Origin of the sequence: Neobacillus drentensis NBRC 102427 (genome assembly GCF_001591445.1) — a bacterium.
GTDB classification, from domain to species: Bacteria; Bacillota; Bacilli; order Bacillales; family Cytobacillaceae; genus Neobacillus; species Neobacillus drentensis.
Genome location: NZ_BCUX01000003.1, coordinates 106,536 through 124,128 on the forward strand (window position 1 = coordinate 106,536; position 17,593 = coordinate 124,128).

Consider the following 17,593-nt stretch of genomic DNA (forward strand, 5'->3'; position numbering starts at 1 on the left):
ATTAAGAATATATTGTTTTACTTTATTCGTCAACAGACGGAACACTTTCATCCGTTCAAAATTAAAAGCAGTCCGATTCGGACTGCTTTTTAGTGTGTTATTTAATGTTTAGTACTCGATAACAGAACCCGTTAATCTAAGACAAGAGTGCTTTCATTTACTATTATTTAGATATACGTTTTTGTAATTCTTCTCTTTCTGCTTCATATCCTGGTTTACCAAGTAGTGCAAACATGTTTTTCTTATAAGCCTCTACACCTGGTTGATCAAATGGATTTACTCCCATGAGTAAGCCGCTGATTCCACATGCTTTTTCAAAGAAATAAACCATTTCGCCAAACGTATACTCATTTAATTGATCCAGTTCGACCGATAGGTTTGGTACTCCACCATCCACATGGGCTAAAACCGTACCTTGTGCGGCATTCTTATTGACATAGTCCATGGTCTTCCCAGCTAAATAATTCAATCCATCCAGATCAGAAGCCTCTTCGCCAAGGGTGATGTCTAGTTTCGGTTCTTTTACAGCTACCACGGTTTCAATAAGGTCCCGGCGCCCTTCTTGGACATATTGTCCCATCGAATGAAGATCCGTGGTGAAATCGACAGAAGCTGGATAAAGACCTTTTTGGTCTTTCCCTTCACTCTCACCGAATAACTGTTTCCACCATTCTGAAACATAATGAAGGGATGGTTCAAAATTCACTAGAAGCTCAATCGCTTTTCCTTTTCTGTAAAGAGCATTTCTAACTGCAGCATATTGATAACTTTGATTTTCTGCCAAGTTTGGATTACTATATTTATCCGCAGCAGAAGCAGCACCTGCCATCATTTTATCAATATCTAAGCCTGCGGTTGCAATCGGTAATAAACCAACTGCTGTTAACACAGAATATCTACCGCCGACATCATCAGGAATGACAAATGTTTCGTACCCTTCCTCATCGGCAAGTGTTTTTAATGCTCCTTTAGCACGATCCGTAGTGGCATAAATACGTTTTTTCGCTTCTTCTTTACCGTACTTTTTCTCCAAATAATCCCGGAAAATACGGAACGCTATAGCAGGTTCTGTTGTTGTACCAGACTTTGAAATCACATTGACGGAAATATCCTTATCCTTAATCACATCAAATAAATGAGAAAGATATGTAGCACTGATATTCTGTCCAGCGAAATAAATTTCTGTCTTGTCACCCATCTGGTTATGGAATGTATGAGATAGTGCTTCAATGGCAGCTCTAGCGCCAAGATAAGAGCCCCCGATTCCGATTACGATTAATGCATCTGAATTACTCTTAATTCTTTCAGAAGCCGCTTTGATTCTTGCAAATTCTTCTTTATCGTAGTTATGTGGTAAATCGACCCATCCAAGATAGTCAGATCCCGGTCCTTTTTTCTCGTGGAGCATATCATGTGCAGTTTTCACAAATTCACTTAAATAATCGACTTCATGCTGCTGCATGAAAGATAATGCATTAGAATAATCAAAAGTAATAGCCATTATTGGTTCTCCTCTTTTTTTAATTTAAATAATGTGCAAGGGCGTTATTTCCTCGTCTAGCAAGGAAAATAGATAACGCCCTTTTTTTATTAGACTGTTTTCCAGTCAGCAGCAAATTTTTCAAGTCCTTGATCTGTTAAAGGATGTTTTGATAATTGCTCAATGACCTTAAATGGAATCGTTGCAATATGAGCTCCAGCCATCGCTACACGGGTTACATGGTCAGGATGACGAACAGATGCCGCAATGATTTGTGAATCTAGATTTTGAACACGGAACATCTCCGCAATTTTTGCGACAAGTTCTACACCATCTTCATTAATATCATCCAAACGTCCTAAGAATGGCGAAACATAAGTAGCTCCTGCACGTGCAGCAAGCAATGCCTGATTGACACTGAAAATTAAGGTAACATTGGTTTTAACACCTTTTTTAGTTAAATAGCGGCAAGTCTCTAGTCCATCTAGTGTCATGGGAACTTTAATTGTAATATTCTTATCGCCGCCATTTATTTTAATGAGCTCGTTTGCTTCTGCAATCATTTGCTCAGCCGTTAAAGCATTGGGTGTTACTTCGGCAGAAACTGACTCAACCTCTGGAACGGCATTTAGGATTTCTGCGATACGATCCTCAAATTTCACGCCTTCTTTGGCAACGAGTGATGGGTTAGTTGTAACACCTGATAACACGCCAATCTTATAAGCTTTTTTGATTTCCTCTAGGTTTGCAGTATCGATAAAAAATTTCATATTTTATTCCCCCATTTTTTATTAAATAATATTTTTAGTTTTTTTCGACCGTATGTCCACCAAATTCATTTCTTAGTGCGGCTACAACTTTTCCTGTAAAGGTATCATCTTCCAGAGAGCGATAACGCATTAATAATGACATGGCAATGACTGGTGTTGCTGTTTTAAGGTCTAGAGCTGCCTCTACCGTCCATTTCCCTTCACCTGAGGAATGCATAATCCCTTTAATTTCATCCAAATTCGGATATTTTGAGAAGGCATTTTCTGTTAATTCCATCAGCCATGAACGAATGACGGATCCATTATTCCACACTCTTGCGACCTGATCGTAATCAAAATCAAAATCGCTTTTCTCAAGAACTTCGAAGCCTTCTCCAATAGCAGCCATCATGGCATATTCGATTCCATTATGAACCATCTTTAAGAAATGCCCGCTGCCTGCTTTGCCGGCATATAAGAAACCATTCTCTACCGCTGTATCTTTGAAAAGGGGTTGGACCACTTCCCAAGCTTCAGGATCCCCGCCGATCATATAACAAGCTCCATTTCGAGCCCCTTCCATACCACCTGAAGTTCCCGCATCCATAAATCTCACGCCTATTTCCTTTAATTCATTGTAGCGTTGAATCGATTCCTTATAGTGAGAATTGCCTGCTTCAACGACAATATCTCCTTTTTCCAAATAGGGTGAAATTTCACCGATAACCGAATCAACCACTGCATGTGGGACCATAATCCATACAATTCTTGGCTTTTCCAAGGACTGGATGAGTTCTTTATAACTTGCAACACCTGATGCTCCATATTGCTTCATATTTTCGACTGCACTTGGATTCACATCAAATGCGACAACTTCATGATGGTGATCCAATAAATTTTGTCCTAAATTTAATCCCATTTTTCCTAAACCAATCAATCCAACCTTCATTCTGTTTCCCTCCAACAATTTGATATTTATTTTGTTAATTAACCTTCTTAAGAAGGATTTAAAACACTTTTCGTGATTCGTACTACATTATCAGTTGTAAATCCAAATTCCTTCATGACTGCAGCTCCATCACCTGAAGCTCCAAATGTTTCGATGGATAAGATTTTCCCTTCAAATCCAACAAATCGTTCCCATCCAAGTGAGATCCCCATTTCAATAGCAACACGTTTAGATTGAGAAGAAGGTAGTATCTCTTCTTTATATTCTGCTGATTGCCGACTAAACAATTCCCAACTTGGCATAGAAACGATACGGACCGATATATTTTCTTTTTCAAGTTCGGTCTTTGCATTCACAGCCAAGGATACTTCAGAACCGGTAGCCATTAAAATGACATCTGGATTTGAATTGGTCTCTTCCAAAACATAGCCACCTTTAGAAAGGTTCTCTAGATTTGCTTTTGTTTCATTAAACACTGGTAAGTTTTGACGGCTTAGGATCAAGGCAACCGGACCATCAGTTTGCTGAAGAGCATACGCCCAAGCACTAGCTGTTTCATTTGCATCAGTTGGTCTTATCACCGTTAATCCAGGTATGGATCGAAGTGCAGCCAAATGTTCAACCGGTTCATGTGTTGGACCATCCTCACCAACTGCTATTGAATCATGTGTAAACACATAAATCACTGGAAGTTTAGATAATGCAGCAAGACGGATCGATGGTCGCAGATAATCATTAAAAACAAAGAATGTACTTACAAAAGGTTTCACACCACCGTGATAGGCCATACCATTAGCAGCTGCTCCCATTGCGTGTTCACGGACACCAAAGTAAACATTACGTGCACCGTATGATTCTACCGCGTACATTTGTTCACCTTTAATTTCTGTCATTGTAGAATGGGAAAGGTCTGCACTTCCGCCAAAAATTGCTGGCACAGATTTCACATAATGGTTGATTGCATCTCCGCTGGCAACCCTTGTTGAAACAGCTTTCCCTGTATCAAAGGTTAATATATCTTTTGTATCAATCAGTACTTTTCCATCTATAGCATTTGTTAATTGATCGGCTAATTCTGGATATGCTTGCTTATATGATTCGAATAAGCTCATCCAGCTTTGCTCAGCGTCGATCCCTTTATTCCTTAATTGCGCAAAGTGTCCTTTTACTTCCTCTGGAACGTAGAAATCTTCTTCATAAAGCCAGTTATAGGCTTGTTTTGTCGCTTTTCCTTCTTCAGCTCCCAGTGGTGCACCATGTGCTTTATTGGTTCCTGCTACCTTTGGACTGCCATATCCAATAATCGTTCTGATTTCAATCAAACTTGGTTGGTCTGTTTTTTGTTTGGCTGCTTCGATTGCATTAGAAATGGCTTCAAGATCATTTCCATCTTCTACTCTCAAATAGTGCCAGTTTGCTGATTCTGCCCTTTTCTCGATATTTTCTGAGAATGAGGCATTTAAATCTCCATCTAGTGAGATATCATTTGAATCATATAAAACAACTAGCTTGCCAAGTTTCATATGACCTGCCATTGACATGGCTTCATAGGAAATACCTTCCATTAAGTCACCGTCCCCGACTAACGCGTAGGTGTAGTGATCAATTACCTGGTGACCTTCTTTATTGAACTTGGCTGCTAAATGAGCTTCTGCCATCGCCATTCCAACAGCATTTGCAATCCCTTGCCCTAATGGGCCTGTAGTTGCCTCCACGCCAGCTGTATGACCGAATTCTGGATGCCCCGGAGTTCTGCTATTTAACTTACGAAAATTTTTCAAATCATCAATCGTGACATTGTAGCCAGCTAAATGCAGCATGCTATACAGCAAACTTGATCCATGTCCCGCAGATAAAACAAATCTGTCGCGGTTAAACCATTTTGGGTTTTCAGGATTATGATTCAGATGTTTCGCCCATAATGCATATGTCATCGGCGCTGCCCCCATCGGGAGACCAGGATGACCTGAATTTGCCGCATTAATGGCATCAATAGATAATGTTCGAATAGTAGAAACAGATAGGTTTTCAATGTTTTGTGACATCGTTTTTATTTCCTCCTAGATATTCTTAGTTGTGTAGTACCATTTCCTTGCTTTCTTGAACTTCTTCATCCAGCCACCATTTAAAGCCATTTTCTAAAAGTAATAAATCAGCCGCATCAGGACCGTAGGAACCTGACTTATATTCATTGAGTGGTATTAGGTTTTCCTCAAAGGCGTCTAGAATTGGCTGGACCCATTCCCATGACAATTCAACTTCCTTCCAATGAGCAAAGAAGGTAGAATCCCCGTTAATAGCATCATAAATAAGTCTTTCATAAGCTTCAGGGACTCCCAAGCTTATTTGATCATTCGACAAATTAATCCTTACAGGTTCAACCTTTCCATTATTCAATGGGTTTTTGCTATTTAATTGGAAAGAAATATTTTCATCTGGATTGATTTCAATGATTAATAAGTTAGGGTTCATTTGATTATTTTTATATGAGAGGTTTTTCTGATTTTTAAATTCAATTACAATTCGTGTGGATTTTTCCTTCATTCTTTTTCCTGTACGGATGTAAAAAGGAACACCAGACCAAGAAGTGTGATCAATCCACAAACGGGCAGCAACAAATGTATCTGTCTTGGAATAAGGATTTACCCCTGGCTCTTGTATATAGCTTGGAACTTTTTGACTGTTTACCTCACCTGAAATGTATTGCCCGCGAACAATATCGTAATGAACATCTTCTTTATTTATGGAACGAAGTGACACCATGACCTTCCGTTTCTCTCTTCTAATTTCTGCTGCGTTTATTTTTTTAGGAGTATCCATAGCAGTCATCATCAGCATCTGCAACATATGGTTTTGAACCATATCACGTATTGCTCCAGCCTGATCATAGTATCCAGCTCTTTTTTCTACCCCAACTGTTTCACTCGCGGTAATTTGAACATTTGCAATATGTTCTTTATTCCACAAGGACTGTAGAATCGGGTTTGCAAAAGATAAGGCTTCTAGGTTCTGAACCATCGGTTTGCCTAAGTAGTGGTCAATCCGATAAATTTCCTCTTCTTCAAAGGCACGACTTAGTTTTTCATTTAGTTCCCGTGCCGATTGAAGATCATGTCCAAATGGCTTTTCAATGATCAACCGTTTCCAGCCGTTTGTCTGTCCAAGACCACTATTTTTTATGTTTAAGGCAATCGTTTCAAAAAATTCTGGTGCAACCGAGAGATAAAACATGCGATTTTCTTCCAAATGAAGTTCCTTTTCACGCTGTCTCACTAACTCTAGTAATGATTGATAATCTTCTTCACGGTTTACATCCAATGTACTATAGCGGAAGTAATCTAAAAATTCCCCCATATTAGCAGCCTCGTGTTCTAGGCGTCGAGAAAAGTCCAAAATAGAGTCTTTCACTTTTTCTTGAAAATCTGAATGAGAAAGATCCCTTCTTCCGAGCCCAATAATGGATATGGACTGCGGTAATTTCTGATCCACATACAAATTGTATAGAGCAGGGAAAATTTTTCTCTTTGCTAAATCTCCTGTTGCTCCAAATAAGACAAAGGTCATTGATTCCATCATTCTTCCCCCATGTTCGTTTATTTTCATTTGCCTCTTTCACTTAAAGATCTGGAGATTCATTTTTTAATTTATCCATTGTTTCTTAATCTGTTCTTGTGCGAAATGCAAAATTTGTTCTTCAGGTGTGTCCTTTTTAACAATTACATTAGTTAAATAATATTTTCCTTTATAATTTAATTTCACAGTTACTTCTATCATTTGGTTCACTCCTATTCATTTTTCAATATCATTCTCTAGAACAACATTCACGCACCAAGGAACTTTAAATAACTTTAGTTACTTTATGTAACCAATGATATACCCTGAATAAATTATCGTCAAGTAAAATATCTCGAATTAAAGATATATAATTATACAGTAAGGTTATTAGATTTTTTCGTCCTAGTTAATCAGTTCTGACAGTATTTGTGAAACCTGATCTGTAATCAAGATTATTTTACATATATAGTGATCACACTTTTCATTTTTACAAATTCTTTAATTAAATTGTCTTAAGAATTATGATGTTTGTCCAGACCACTCTTGTCTTATGACAATATAATAAATTGTACGTATCAGGTAATTTAAAATAAAACTGGTTAAGTGAATCCTTCATTAAAAATACCAGTAAAGATAGGATGACTAAGCTTATGCGAACCATTGTATTTATAGAAACAAACAAATCTGGATCCAGCAGAGAAGCAATTAAAGCTGCCGAACGACTCGGCTTTTTTACGGTGTTATTCACCAATAGACAAAAATTCATACAGCAAAGAACAGAATTTCCCGAAGTCCATCAAATGATTTTAGTGGAATTATCGAATGATGCTGAAATAAAAAAATGCCTCACCAAACTACAACAACAAGGCAAACAAATTAAAGGCATTTTTAGTTTTGTCCATTCTTACGTTCACCTAGCAGCCGTCTTAGCAGAAGAATTTTGTAAAAGTATAGTCTCTACTGATTCCATTTTTATAATGGAAAATAAAGTATTAACACGTGAGCTTCTCAAAGGACACCCAAATTCCCCCTATTATGCCCTTTATAATCCTGATGATTATTCCTTAGAGTATTTTATTGATCAAGCCAAGGACTATTTACCTCTTATTGTAAAGTCTCCTACATCCGCCGGATCAAAAGATGTTATCTTGGCAAAAAACGAGAACCAGTTAAAACTGGCAATACAAGAGTTACAAAAAAGAAATGAACAGATTTTACTGGAAGAGTATCTAAAAGGCCCCCAATATTTAATTGAAGTATTAGTCCACAATGGAAAAGTGCATATTGTCGCGATCATCGAACAAGAGATTACTCTTTTACATCGATTTATCGTAACCGGATATTGTTTACTACCATATATCAACCAAAGAATGTACGATAGTATCCTTGATACAATAAGTTCCCTCTTAAAGGCTTTTGAAATGAAAAATGGTGCCTGTCACCTTGAAATGCGTTTAGTAAATGGGGTATGGAAATTAATTGAAATTAATCCAAGGATCTCAGGTGGAGCGATGAATCGAATCATTGAAGTCGGATATGGAATTAATTTAGTAGAGGAAACCATTCAATTAATGTTAGGAAATGCGCCTCGCCTTACAAAAAAACACAGGAAGTATGTATATGCACATTATTTAACAGTTGATTCTAAAGGAACATTAAATAAGGTAACGGGGAAAGAACACAGCTCACAATATCCTGGTGTAGAAGAGGTGTATATAAAACCTCGACGAGGCCAGATCGTACGTCCGCCATTATCAATGGGTGATCGTTGCGGATACATTTTGGCATCCTCGGAATATAAAATGGAAGCGAAAAGAATTGCCATTCGAGCAGCTAGCAATATACGTTTCTACGTTGACCCATTATAGAATTTTGCGAGTGACAAATATTGAACAAAAATTCTAGTCTTATTATCAGAAAAAGAATGTGGAGAGGTGGAAAAGAAGAAAAATGACGCTAATTGGCATGCTTCATCATCGTAGAGATCCAATTAATGTAAAGAAAGTATATGCTTATGCCGCTGTAGCAAAAGCAGAAGGAGTAAGTTTTTTTTACTTTACCCTAGGGAAGGTGAATATAAAACAGCAAAAAATTTTAGGAAAAGCCTATGAAAATGGACGATGGATTGAAAAAGAATTTCCATTCCCTGATGTCATTTATAATGCAAGTTATCTTGCAGGTGAGAACACTAGACATATTTTTGATTATTTGTTTGATAGAATTCCGTTTACAAGCCATTCGATTGGGGACAAATTAACGGTATATAACAGGATTAAAAACGCAAATAAATTTAAACATTACCTTATTCCTTTCTATGAATTAACTAACGTTCAGATTTTTTTTGACATGATCAAACGTTATCAAAAGGTTATTATCAAACCGCTATCTGGGCATCAAGGAGGCGGCGTTGTTTTTATTGAAAAATATGGATCAAATCATTATAAAATAAATGATGCCGGAGTAGAATCATCTATGAATGAAAAACAATTGGTAGATTGGTTAACCCCTAAAATACAAGAACAGGAGTACGTAGTTCAACAGTTTATTACAAGTCAAACAAAATCTGGTCATGTTTTCGATTTCCGGTTGCATGTACAAAAAAATGGCGAAGGAAAATGGGTGATTACTTCTATATATCCAAGGATTGGGCGTTTAGGAACGATAACATCTAATATGGGGAGTGGTGGTTATAGTACTTACTTGGATATTTTTTTAAAAACAGAGTTTGGTGACTCCTGGTATGATATTAAAAAGTACCTTGAACAGTTTGCGATCAGCTTTTCAAATCATTTTGATTCTTTATATGATAATGAATTGGATGAATTAGGAATTGACGTCGGCATTGATGCAAACCAAAAACTATGGCTTTTTGAGGTGAACTGGAGACCAGGTCCACCTAATATATATAATGTTGAATTAGATGTAGCCAAAAATACGATTTTGTATGCTAAATATTTAGCTGATAAAAATTAACATTAACAGGAAATAAAATAAACACTAAATACATTCCCAAAAAAGGCAGCCTTCCTCTCATGAACTGCTCCTCCAATTGTAAACAATTGGGTTGCATTCCATTAAAGGAAAGCTGCTTTTTTATGATTAAAGTTTCTACCATTTTAACTTCTTAAATAGTCGATGACATCATCGAAGTCAGAGTCATTCCCGCCCGTTTTAAAATAAACAATGTCATTTGGGAGTAAAAATGAATCAAAAAACCTCTTCATTTCATCTGCTTCTGAAAAATGATAAACATGATCTGGATTTACTCCTGCCTCGATAGCTGGCTTCTGAAAATCTTTTGCAATCGACCCTTTGGTGATGAGAATATCGACCCCCGAAGCAGCGATTTGACGTCCTGCCTTTTCGTATTCTTCATCTGCATATTTTCCCAGTGATGCCATTCTTCCTAGAACAACAATCTTCCTTTGGGATGGCAATGATATTCGGCTTAATGTTTCTAAGCCTTTTCTTAAGGAAGCAGGATTTGACTTCCACGTATCATCTACCAACGTAAATTGATTTCGTCCTTCAATTATTTGAAAATGGGATCTCATGTGATGATAAGAAGATAATCTCTTTAAAGCATAGTGAATATCCACTCCTAAGATTGCAGCAGCTGCTATTGAAGCGACTGCATTATATACACTATGCTCACCAAGACCTGGTATATATCCTTTAAATCCCCTTTGCTTATATTCCATCCAAAAAGTCATACCGGATGAATGATATTGATATTTCTTAATCCTAAAAATAGCATTCTTGTTTTTTCCGAACGTTATAATCTCTCCCTTAAATTTAGAAGTATCGATGGAGGATAGATAATGGTCATCCGAATTTAGGATGAGAATTCCCTCATTATTCATCCCTTCTATAATTTTTGCCTTTTCTGCTAGATAACGATCAAATGATTGAATTTTATCCGTATGATCCACATCAATCATTGTCATAATCCCAATTGTCGGGTAAAAATACCTACAGGACTCCGTCATATCACCTTTTGAAGATACAGCTGTTTCAAACACTGCCACATCCGTATCTTCATCAATGCCCATTAAATAAGGAAGGTTGTAATAACTGGCATTTTTGCTGGAGATTGTTGCTTGGACATTGTGTGTTTCTTCTAAAATATGTTTTAGCATTTCTTTCGTTGTAGACTTTCCACATGTACCCGTTATGGCGACTACAGGAAGGTTAAACAGATGCCTATAGTACGAAGTGAATTTAAAGAAACTGTCTTTTAGATCCTTTACCATAATGATTTGATTCGGATTTAAACTTTCCATCTGAGAAAAGGGTGAATCTGTAACGATGAATACATTTTTGTATTTCTTTATCGATTCAACAGGCACCGCTCTATTGTTCCAACGAAAGAATAACGTTTGACTTCTAATTTCAGATCTGTCATAAGTGACGTTCTTGATTCGTATACCTTTTTGCTTTTCATTAGGCTGAATACTCATGGCAGTTAAAATGTTCTCCAATAATAAAGTTTTCAAAATGTCCCTCCTGAAGTTCCTTTTTTGAAAAAAGCATCTCCCTCAATAATTATGTTCTATATGATGGTAGCGATTGAATCACCTTGAATTCAAAGGCTTATGTATCATATGACGTGTCCCCTCCTGCAGGTGTGTGATAAATACACAGGCTATAAAAATTAAACAAGTATTTAGGGAGGTTTATATAAACCTCCTCTTCTTGGATTTGTAAACATATGGGAGAATGGTATTAATGAACCAGTGTTCCCAATGATGGATATACTTTTTGACGATTCCAGATTGCAAAATCCTTCCTTATTAAACGCAAGTAAACGATTGAATTTGTCTAAGGCTTATTCCGAAACGGACCCATCTACGTCCAGTCCAGCGAAACCCTGAGACAGAGTGTCTACCGATAAATGTTGGATAAAACCAGAATTGTTCACGACCTCTAAGCCATACATACGTGAATCTGTGTAAACACCTAATCATACTACCTGGGTCTACAGCAAACGCTCCTACTTGTTGCGTCTGCTGAGGAACAATAGATGGTGGTGGTGATGTTGGCGGTCCAGGCTCCAGCTCTTGACCAGGAGGTGCAGACGGAGGTTGATGCCCACCAAATTGTCTTCCATCAAGTGCTGAGTGGTAATAATCCATTTCTTGGTATGGAAACGAATAGATATAAGCATCCTGACTATTTGGATAGGAATAATACAAAGGGCCTTGACTAGGGTACATAAAATTCACTCCTCATATTTTTAATCTCACAACATCATATTCATTAGTCATAGACCTATTAACTTGTACCCTCACAAATGTGCATTTACCTATAACACAGTATTTTCTTAGCACCTTTATATCCCTTTCCTATTAATCTACAGAACATATTCTTATCTAATATGGGCAGCCACACAGTCAAATAGGTATTGACCTACATATTGTACACAAAGCAATTACATGTATTTTGGAGGGGGACATTTGTCCAGGAATTCTAAAGATTATTCGGATGCAGAGGTACAAGTATTGGAGGTATAATGATGACAAACTTTTTTTCGTTTCATGGGACCATCACGATGATTACTGATCTTTTAGGACAAAATGGGGAAGGAGATGGCTGTAGGAAGTTAATATCTGTAGAAAACGGAATGGGTGCAATAGTAAATTTCGTGGTGTCTCCCACAACTTACTTTGTAGACCATGTAATGATGGCAGTAGGAGATCGCGTGACTGGATATTATGACGGAAACGCACCTGCCCTTCTTATTTACCCTCCGCAATATCAAGCACTTGTCATGGTAAAGAAAAGCCCATATCATAATGTAAAAGTAGATTATTTTAATAGTGAGCTAGAGAGTAGTGATGGTCGATTACGATTAAATATTTCTCCATATACTCAAATAGTTTTAACCAATGGGCAGCTCTTTTCAAGAACACCTGTGAACCGAGATCTAATTGTTATTTATGGACCTTCCACAAAAAGTATCCCCGCCCAAACCACACCCTATAGAATAATAGTTTTGTGTTAGGGGTTATATTGAAAATTCCTATTTGTAATATAAATGTTATATATGGAAAAAACCTCATGGTGAAAATTCACCGTGAGGCTTTAAAATAGAGACATCGACAGTATCAATTAATTCATTTTTGGAACTTAAGACTTCTACCTTTTTGTCGCCCCAGCATCATCACATCAACCATTGCTTGTATTGCTGACCTTTTCTCTAGATAAAGCCTTTTTAAACTGTTCAATTAAAATAGGAACAATTTCAAAGGCATCACCAACAATTCCATAATGACAGTTCTGAAAAATGGGGGCTTCTTTGTCCTTATTAATAGCAATAATTAAACTGGAATTTTTCATTCCCACAATATGTTGAATCGCACCGGAGATTCCAATTGCAAAATAAATTTTTGGCGTTACTGTCACACCGGTTTGCCCTACTTGATGGGCGTGATCGATCCAGCCCGCTTCCACCACATCCCTGCTAGCACCAACCGCTCCTCCAAGAGTTTCCGCCAATTGGTGTATAATTTGAAATCCTTCGAAACTCCCTAATCCTTTACCGCCAGCAACAATGATATCCGCCTCATCGATTCTTACCTTCTTTACCGTTTCCTTTACAATTTCTAAGACTTTTGTACGAATATCTTCTTCCTTTAGGGATATTGATTCTTCAATTTTCTTTCCTGTTCTCCCGGACTCCGGGGTTAGCGCCTTCATCACCTTGGCACGTACTGTCGCCATTTGAGGCCGGTATTTTTTACATAAAATAGTCGCCATAATATTTCCACCAAAAGCCGGCCTGCTCGCCAATAGTAACCCCGTTTCCTCTTCAACATCCAACTCCGTCGTATCTGCCGTCAAACCTGTCGGCAAATCGGTGGCTACTGCACTTGCCAGGTCTTTTCCTGTTGAGGTGGCACCATAAACGATAATTTCCGGTTTATATTTATCAGAGCACTCCAATAGTGCCTTCATATAGGTTTCAGTCCGATAATGTTTAAAGATGGGTTGATCATAAACGTAGACTGTATCTGCTCCATATTCAAAAACAGTCTTTGTTAAATGTTTAACATTTTCACCGATGAGAATACCCGCCAATTCCACTCCCCGTTTGTCTGCTAACTTTCTTCCGGCACCTAAAAGTTCTAGTGAAACGGAGGCAACCACATCATCCTTTTGTTCAATGAATACCCAAACGCCTTTATAATCTTGGAAATCCAATTACACGCCCTCCTTCGTTTCAAACAGTTCTTTCTTTCCAAGCAAAATAGAGAGCAATTGATCTACTTGTGCCTCAGGGTTGCCTTCAAAGAACGTTCCCCCAGCCGGTTTTTGCGGAGCCCATACTTTGGAGACAATCGTAGGGGATCCTTTCAAACCAAGCTGCTTTATATCTACACCTTCCAGGTCATCAACAGACCAAATAATTGGTTTATATCTGGCAGCTTTTATCATGTTGGGAAGCGGAGAATATGGCACTTCATTGATTGTTTTTTCAACGGAAAATAAACACGGCAATGTGGACCGGACGACTTCATATCCGTCCTCCAACTTGCGATGGACAATGGCATATCCTTCTTCTTGATTGATTTCCACAACTTTGTTTACAGAAGTCAGCGGTGGAATATCGATCCTTCTTGCTATTCCGGGTCCGACTTGCCCGGTATCTCCATCGATGGACATTTTTCCGCAAATAATCAAATCTATTGGCTTCGTTTTTGCTATTTTTTCAATCGCCTTTGTTACGGCATAACTCGTTGCCAATGTATCTGCACCCGCAAACCGGCGGTCCGTGATTAAATAGCCCTCATCGGCGCCAATTTCAATGCACGTTTTTATCGCGTTAACCGCTGGAGGCGGCCCCATCGTTACGACTGATACAATCCCCCCGTACCTTTCCTTTAGACGAACCGCCTCTTCAACAGCATGAGTATCATACGGATTCAAGATCGCAGGCGCAGTCCTCCGGTCCATTGTGTTTGTTTTTGGATTCATCTTAATAATTTTGGTGTCAGGCACTTGCTTGATACAGACTACAATATGCAGCATTTAACCCCTCCCTGTTTCCAGCTTAAATGCTTTTTTAAGCCGATTACTTTTACTTTATTAAACGAGATGTCCTTACATTCGAATTTTCTGATAAATATCTTCATAAATGTGTTCCCAATGAAGATAAATGCAAGAATAAAACCGCACGAGTGAAGGAATCTAAAGGGTTCCGTTTTCGGGTGCATTCTTATTAAAAGACACAAGAATTGACATATGAATAGGCATACGTCTTTTTCTTTATTTATCAAGCTTTAGCTGGTCGATAAAAAGCTGCTGATTCCCGTCTCTCGGTTCAATAGGGTCCGTACTTATCGGTTGGGGGATCAGGTTAAGCACCTGAGCTGATAAATAGGCGGAAAAATTCCGCTTAATTCGTAATTATTATTAAAAAAGGCTTAAATAGACGAAGAGATTCCGCTTATTGATTCGAAAAATTCGAAAATGGGTGATTTTTCTTTGATTAAGCGGAAAACCTCCGCTTATTTACCCCGAAACGAGCTCCATTCTGCATTTAAGCGGAAAATCTCCGCTTATTTTACTTTTGCTGGTTACTCGATTAAGGACAAGACATCTTAACTAAAAGAGAGTGGGTTTTTTCTCAAAAACCTAATAGTACCTCATTTTGGTGCATAAAGGTGAACCCTCTTACAAGTAAGGTTTTATAAAAAGGTTTTGTACTCTTAATAAAAAAACTCGCAATAGCTATGGCGAGTTTTACTTTTTTATATACCAATAACGATGCCAATACGGCAGTCATTTTGGCACGTATTTTAAGAAAAGTGCTGTTCATTTGTTGTATCACAAGTGTTACCTTCCGAAGTGCCATATCTGGACTCCGCTTGAGTATTTTGAACCTCCTTGATTTCTACACCACAACAACCTGAAGACTGTAAATCGTTTTTACCTATTAACCTTTTTATCAAGCTCATTTTTCCTAGTTATTGCTTACTCTCCCGTTTCCGCAAAACGCTGAATACGCACTCCGATTTCATCACGGACACGTTGGAAGAATGCCCATTTCTCTTCGTCTGTCCCTTGTGCTTTGGCTGGATCATCAAATCCCCAATGAACCCGTTTTACACTTGGTGGTGTAACTGGACATTTATCAGCAGCGTCACCACATAAAGTGACAACTAAATCAGCATTGTTCAAATACTCTGGATCGATAATATCAGAAGTATGAGTTGAAATATCAATTCCAGCTTCTTTCATCGCTTTTACAGCATTAGGGTTTAATCCGTGAGCTTCAATACCGGCACTGCGTACTTCCCATTCGTATCCTAAATGTTTTAAAGCCCATCCCTCTGCCATTTGGCTTCTGCAAGAATTTCCTGTACATAAAAAGTAAAGTTTCTTTTTGTTTTCCATGTTGAATTCCACCTTTAATATAAGATTTAGGCTGCATGCTCTTTAAAATATTTCCGTTTAAACCATAGAGCCACGTTGACCAATGCAATCATGACAGGTACTTCTACCAGTGGGCCAATAACGGCTGCAAATGCAGCACCGGAATGGATTCCAAATACGCCAACAGCTACTGCAATCGCTAACTCAAAGTTATTACTTCCAGCTGTAAAAGCAAGTGTTGTTGTTACAGGGTAGTTCGCTCCAATTTTCCTTCCCATAAAAAAGGAAACAAAGAACATGATGACAAAGTAAATTAATAAAGGAATGGCTATACGTACTACATCTAATGGCAAACTTACAATAGCGTCCCCTTTTAATGAGAACATAAGGATTATCGTAAATAGTAAAGCAATTAAGGTAATCGGACTGATTTTAGGAATAAACACTTTTTCATACCATTGTCTCCCTTTAGCCTTTACCAACGTAAAGCGAGTAATCATACCCGCTATAAAAGGGATTCCAAGATAGATGAAAACTGATTTAGCTACTTCTATCATTGTTATATTTACAACTGCCCCTTGGATCCCGATCCATTCAGGGATGATGGTTACGAACACATATGCATAAACGGAGAAGAATAACATTTGGAAAATAGAATTGAATGCAACTAAACCAGCAGCGTATTCCGTATCTCCTTTTGCAAGGTCATTCCAGACGATGACCATCGCAATACAACGAGCTAAACCAATCATAATTAAACCAACCATATACTCTGGTTTATCAGGAAGAAAGATAATGGCTAACAAAAACATTAGAATGGGTCCAATGATCCAGTTTTGTACAAGCGATAAAGCTAAGACTTTTACATCTTTAAATACACGGCCAATCTCCTCATAACGAACTTTTGCTAATGGAGGATACATCATTAAAATTAGGCCAATCGCAAGTGGAATCGATGTCGTTCCAATCTGCAGGCTGTTCATACTGTCTACAAATCCAGGAGAGATAAATCCTAATCCAATCCCTATTGCCATAGCAAGAAAAATCCAAAGCGTTAGGTAACGATCCAGAAATGATAGACGTTTCTTTTCTGTATTACTCATGTTTTCACTCCCTATTTATAATAAAGCTAACATCCACATTGAAGCGTAGGATTTGCTTTTTCAATCAATTTAATTTTATCTGTCTGTTCGGGTACATGTTCCAGGATATCTTCTATAATTCCATAAAGCTCACTTTGTTGATTTAGTGAATAATAAATCCACTGCCCTCTTCTTTCCTCTTTAACCATACCTGCATCTTTTAATTTTCGAAGATGCTGGCTGATAGATGGCTGACTCATATCAAACACTTCAAGTATTTCACATACACAACATTCACGTTGTTTTAAAATAGCTATAATGGTCAAGCGGGTTTTATCACCTAATAATTTTAAAACGTTAGCAGCCCTCTCCAAGTCAACTTTGGACTTTAACATAACGA

The 17,593-nt window shown here is 37.9% G+C and carries 17 protein-coding genes; 3 read left to right on the forward strand and 14 right to left on the reverse strand.

What is annotated here, in order from left to right:
* Positions 1–163: 163 nt before the first annotated feature.
* From BDR01S_RS01105 to BDR01S_RS01130, 6 genes are all read right to left on the reverse strand, one after another.
* Positions 164–1,501, reverse strand: a complete 1,338-nt coding sequence (locus BDR01S_RS01105) for a glucose-6-phosphate isomerase (RefSeq protein ID WP_066253100.1) — start codon at positions 1,499–1,501, stop codon at positions 164–166.
* Positions 1,502–1,590: 89 nt separating this feature from the next.
* Positions 1,591–2,250 (reverse strand): fructose-6-phosphate aldolase, encoded by a 660-nt coding sequence (gene fsa, locus BDR01S_RS01110; protein ID WP_066253098.1) that lies wholly within the window; start codon positions 2,248–2,250, stop codon positions 1,591–1,593.
* 34 nt (positions 2,251–2,284) lie between these two features.
* Positions 2,285–3,178 carry a phosphogluconate dehydrogenase (NAD(+)-dependent, decarboxylating) gene (gene gnd, locus BDR01S_RS01115; protein ID WP_066253096.1) on the reverse strand — a complete coding sequence of 298 codons (894 nt, stop codon included), beginning with the start codon at positions 3,176–3,178 and terminating at the stop codon, positions 2,285–2,287.
* Positions 3,179–3,225: 47 nt separating this feature from the next.
* Positions 3,226–5,223 carry a transketolase gene (gene tkt, locus BDR01S_RS01120; protein ID WP_066253094.1) on the reverse strand — a complete coding sequence of 666 codons (1,998 nt, stop codon included), beginning with the start codon at positions 5,221–5,223 and terminating at the stop codon, positions 3,226–3,228.
* 25 nt (positions 5,224–5,248) lie between these two features.
* Complete coding sequence (gene zwf / locus BDR01S_RS01125; RefSeq protein ID WP_066253092.1) at positions 5,249–6,751, reverse strand: glucose-6-phosphate dehydrogenase; 1,503 nt, start codon at positions 6,749–6,751, stop codon at positions 5,249–5,251.
* A gap of 66 nt (positions 6,752–6,817) precedes the next feature.
* The gene (locus tag BDR01S_RS01130; RefSeq protein ID WP_066253089.1) at positions 6,818–6,952 is read right to left on the reverse strand and encodes a BA3454 family stress response protein; all 135 of its coding nucleotides are present in this window, start codon (positions 6,950–6,952) and stop codon (positions 6,818–6,820) included.
* A gap of 431 nt (positions 6,953–7,383) precedes the next feature.
* Here BDR01S_RS01130 and BDR01S_RS01135 point away from each other — a divergent pair, with 431 nt between their 5' ends.
* Positions 7,384–8,601 carry an ATP-grasp domain-containing protein gene (locus BDR01S_RS01135; protein WP_066253085.1) on the forward strand — a complete coding sequence of 406 codons (1,218 nt, stop codon included), beginning with the start codon at positions 7,384–7,386 and terminating at the stop codon, positions 8,599–8,601.
* Between the two features lie 82 nt (positions 8,602–8,683).
* A complete protein-coding gene (locus tag BDR01S_RS01140) occupies positions 8,684–9,706 on the forward strand; it encodes a YheC/YheD family endospore coat-associated protein (protein WP_066253081.1) in 1,023 nt (340 codons plus the stop codon).
* 143 nt (positions 9,707–9,849) lie between these two features.
* On the opposite strand, the gene BDR01S_RS01145 is transcribed toward BDR01S_RS01140, so the two are convergent.
* The gene (locus BDR01S_RS01145; protein ID WP_066253078.1) at positions 9,850–11,229 is read right to left on the reverse strand and encodes a Mur ligase family protein; all 1,380 of its coding nucleotides are present in this window, start codon (positions 11,227–11,229) and stop codon (positions 9,850–9,852) included.
* A 297-nt stretch (positions 11,230–11,526) separates the two neighbouring features.
* Positions 11,527–11,949 carry a hypothetical protein gene (locus BDR01S_RS24660; RefSeq protein ID WP_174523418.1) on the reverse strand — a complete coding sequence of 141 codons (423 nt, stop codon included), beginning with the start codon at positions 11,947–11,949 and terminating at the stop codon, positions 11,527–11,529.
* Positions 11,950–12,248: 299 nt separating this feature from the next.
* Between BDR01S_RS24660 and BDR01S_RS01150 the strand changes: the two genes are divergently transcribed.
* Entirely contained in the window at positions 12,249–12,737 is a 489-nt protein-coding gene (locus BDR01S_RS01150; RefSeq protein ID WP_066253075.1) for a hypothetical protein, read from the forward strand.
* 164 nt (positions 12,738–12,901) lie between these two features.
* On the opposite strand, the gene BDR01S_RS01155 is transcribed toward BDR01S_RS01150, so the two are convergent.
* From BDR01S_RS01155 to BDR01S_RS01180, 6 genes are all read right to left on the reverse strand, one after another.
* Positions 12,902–13,936 (reverse strand): electron transfer flavoprotein subunit alpha/FixB family protein, encoded by a 1,035-nt coding sequence (locus BDR01S_RS01155; RefSeq protein ID WP_066253072.1) that lies wholly within the window; start codon positions 13,934–13,936, stop codon positions 12,902–12,904.
* Complete coding sequence (locus BDR01S_RS01160) at positions 13,937–14,764, reverse strand: electron transfer flavoprotein subunit beta/FixA family protein (protein ID WP_066253069.1); 828 nt, start codon at positions 14,762–14,764, stop codon at positions 13,937–13,939.
* Positions 14,765–15,362: 598 nt separating this feature from the next.
* On the reverse strand, positions 15,363–15,590 hold the full coding sequence (locus BDR01S_RS25620; RefSeq protein WP_066253066.1) for a hypothetical protein: 228 nt from the start codon (positions 15,588–15,590) through the stop codon (positions 15,363–15,365).
* A gap of 119 nt (positions 15,591–15,709) precedes the next feature.
* The gene (gene arsC / locus BDR01S_RS01170) at positions 15,710–16,132 is read right to left on the reverse strand and encodes an arsenate reductase (thioredoxin) (protein WP_066253062.1); all 423 of its coding nucleotides are present in this window, start codon (positions 16,130–16,132) and stop codon (positions 15,710–15,712) included.
* Between the two features lie 26 nt (positions 16,133–16,158).
* Positions 16,159–17,214: an ACR3 family arsenite efflux transporter gene (gene arsB, locus BDR01S_RS01175; protein WP_066253059.1), complete on the reverse strand. Its 1,056-nt coding sequence runs from the start codon at positions 17,212–17,214 to the stop codon at positions 16,159–16,161.
* Between the two features lie 26 nt (positions 17,215–17,240).
* A complete protein-coding gene (locus tag BDR01S_RS01180) occupies positions 17,241–17,588 on the reverse strand; it encodes an ArsR/SmtB family transcription factor (RefSeq protein ID WP_066253057.1) in 348 nt (115 codons plus the stop codon).
* Positions 17,589–17,593 lie beyond the last annotated feature (5 nt).

Coding starts and splice junctions, on each gene's coding strand:
- arsC (WP_066253062.1), bottom strand. CDS start 16,132: ATGGAAAACAAAAAGAAACTTTACTTTTTATGTACAGGAAATTCTTGC.
- BDR01S_RS01135 (WP_066253085.1), top strand. CDS start 7,384: ATGCGAACCATTGTATTTATAGAAACAAACAAATCTGGATCCAGCAGA.
- BDR01S_RS01140 (WP_066253081.1), top strand. CDS start 8,684: ATGACGCTAATTGGCATGCTTCATCATCGTAGAGATCCAATTAATGTA.
- BDR01S_RS01130 (WP_066253089.1), bottom strand. CDS start 6,952: ATGATAGAAGTAACTGTGAAATTAAATTATAAAGGAAAATATTATTTA.
- tkt (WP_066253094.1), bottom strand. CDS start 5,223: ATGTCACAAAACATTGAAAACCTATCTGTTTCTACTATTCGAACATTA.
- BDR01S_RS25620 (WP_066253066.1), bottom strand. CDS start 15,590: ATGGCACTTCGGAAGGTAACACTTGTGATACAACAAATGAACAGCACT.
- fsa (WP_066253098.1), bottom strand. CDS start 2,250: ATGAAATTTTTTATCGATACTGCAAACCTAGAGGAAATCAAAAAAGCT.
- gnd (WP_066253096.1), bottom strand. CDS start 3,178: ATGAAGGTTGGATTGATTGGTTTAGGAAAAATGGGATTAAATTTAGGA.
- arsB (WP_066253059.1), bottom strand. CDS start 17,214: ATGAGTAATACAGAAAAGAAACGTCTATCATTTCTGGATCGTTACCTA.
- BDR01S_RS01180 (WP_066253057.1), bottom strand. CDS start 17,588: ATGTTAAAGTCCAAAGTTGACTTGGAGAGGGCTGCTAACGTTTTAAAA.
- zwf (WP_066253092.1), bottom strand. CDS start 6,751: ATGGAATCAATGACCTTTGTCTTATTTGGAGCAACAGGAGATTTAGCA.
- BDR01S_RS01150 (WP_066253075.1), top strand. CDS start 12,249: ATGACAAACTTTTTTTCGTTTCATGGGACCATCACGATGATTACTGAT.
- BDR01S_RS01160 (WP_066253069.1), bottom strand. CDS start 14,764: ATGCTGCATATTGTAGTCTGTATCAAGCAAGTGCCTGACACCAAAATT.
- BDR01S_RS24660 (WP_174523418.1), bottom strand. CDS start 11,949: ATGTACCCTAGTCAAGGCCCTTTGTATTATTCCTATCCAAATAGTCAG.
- BDR01S_RS01105 (WP_066253100.1), bottom strand. CDS start 1,501: ATGGCTATTACTTTTGATTATTCTAATGCATTATCTTTCATGCAGCAG.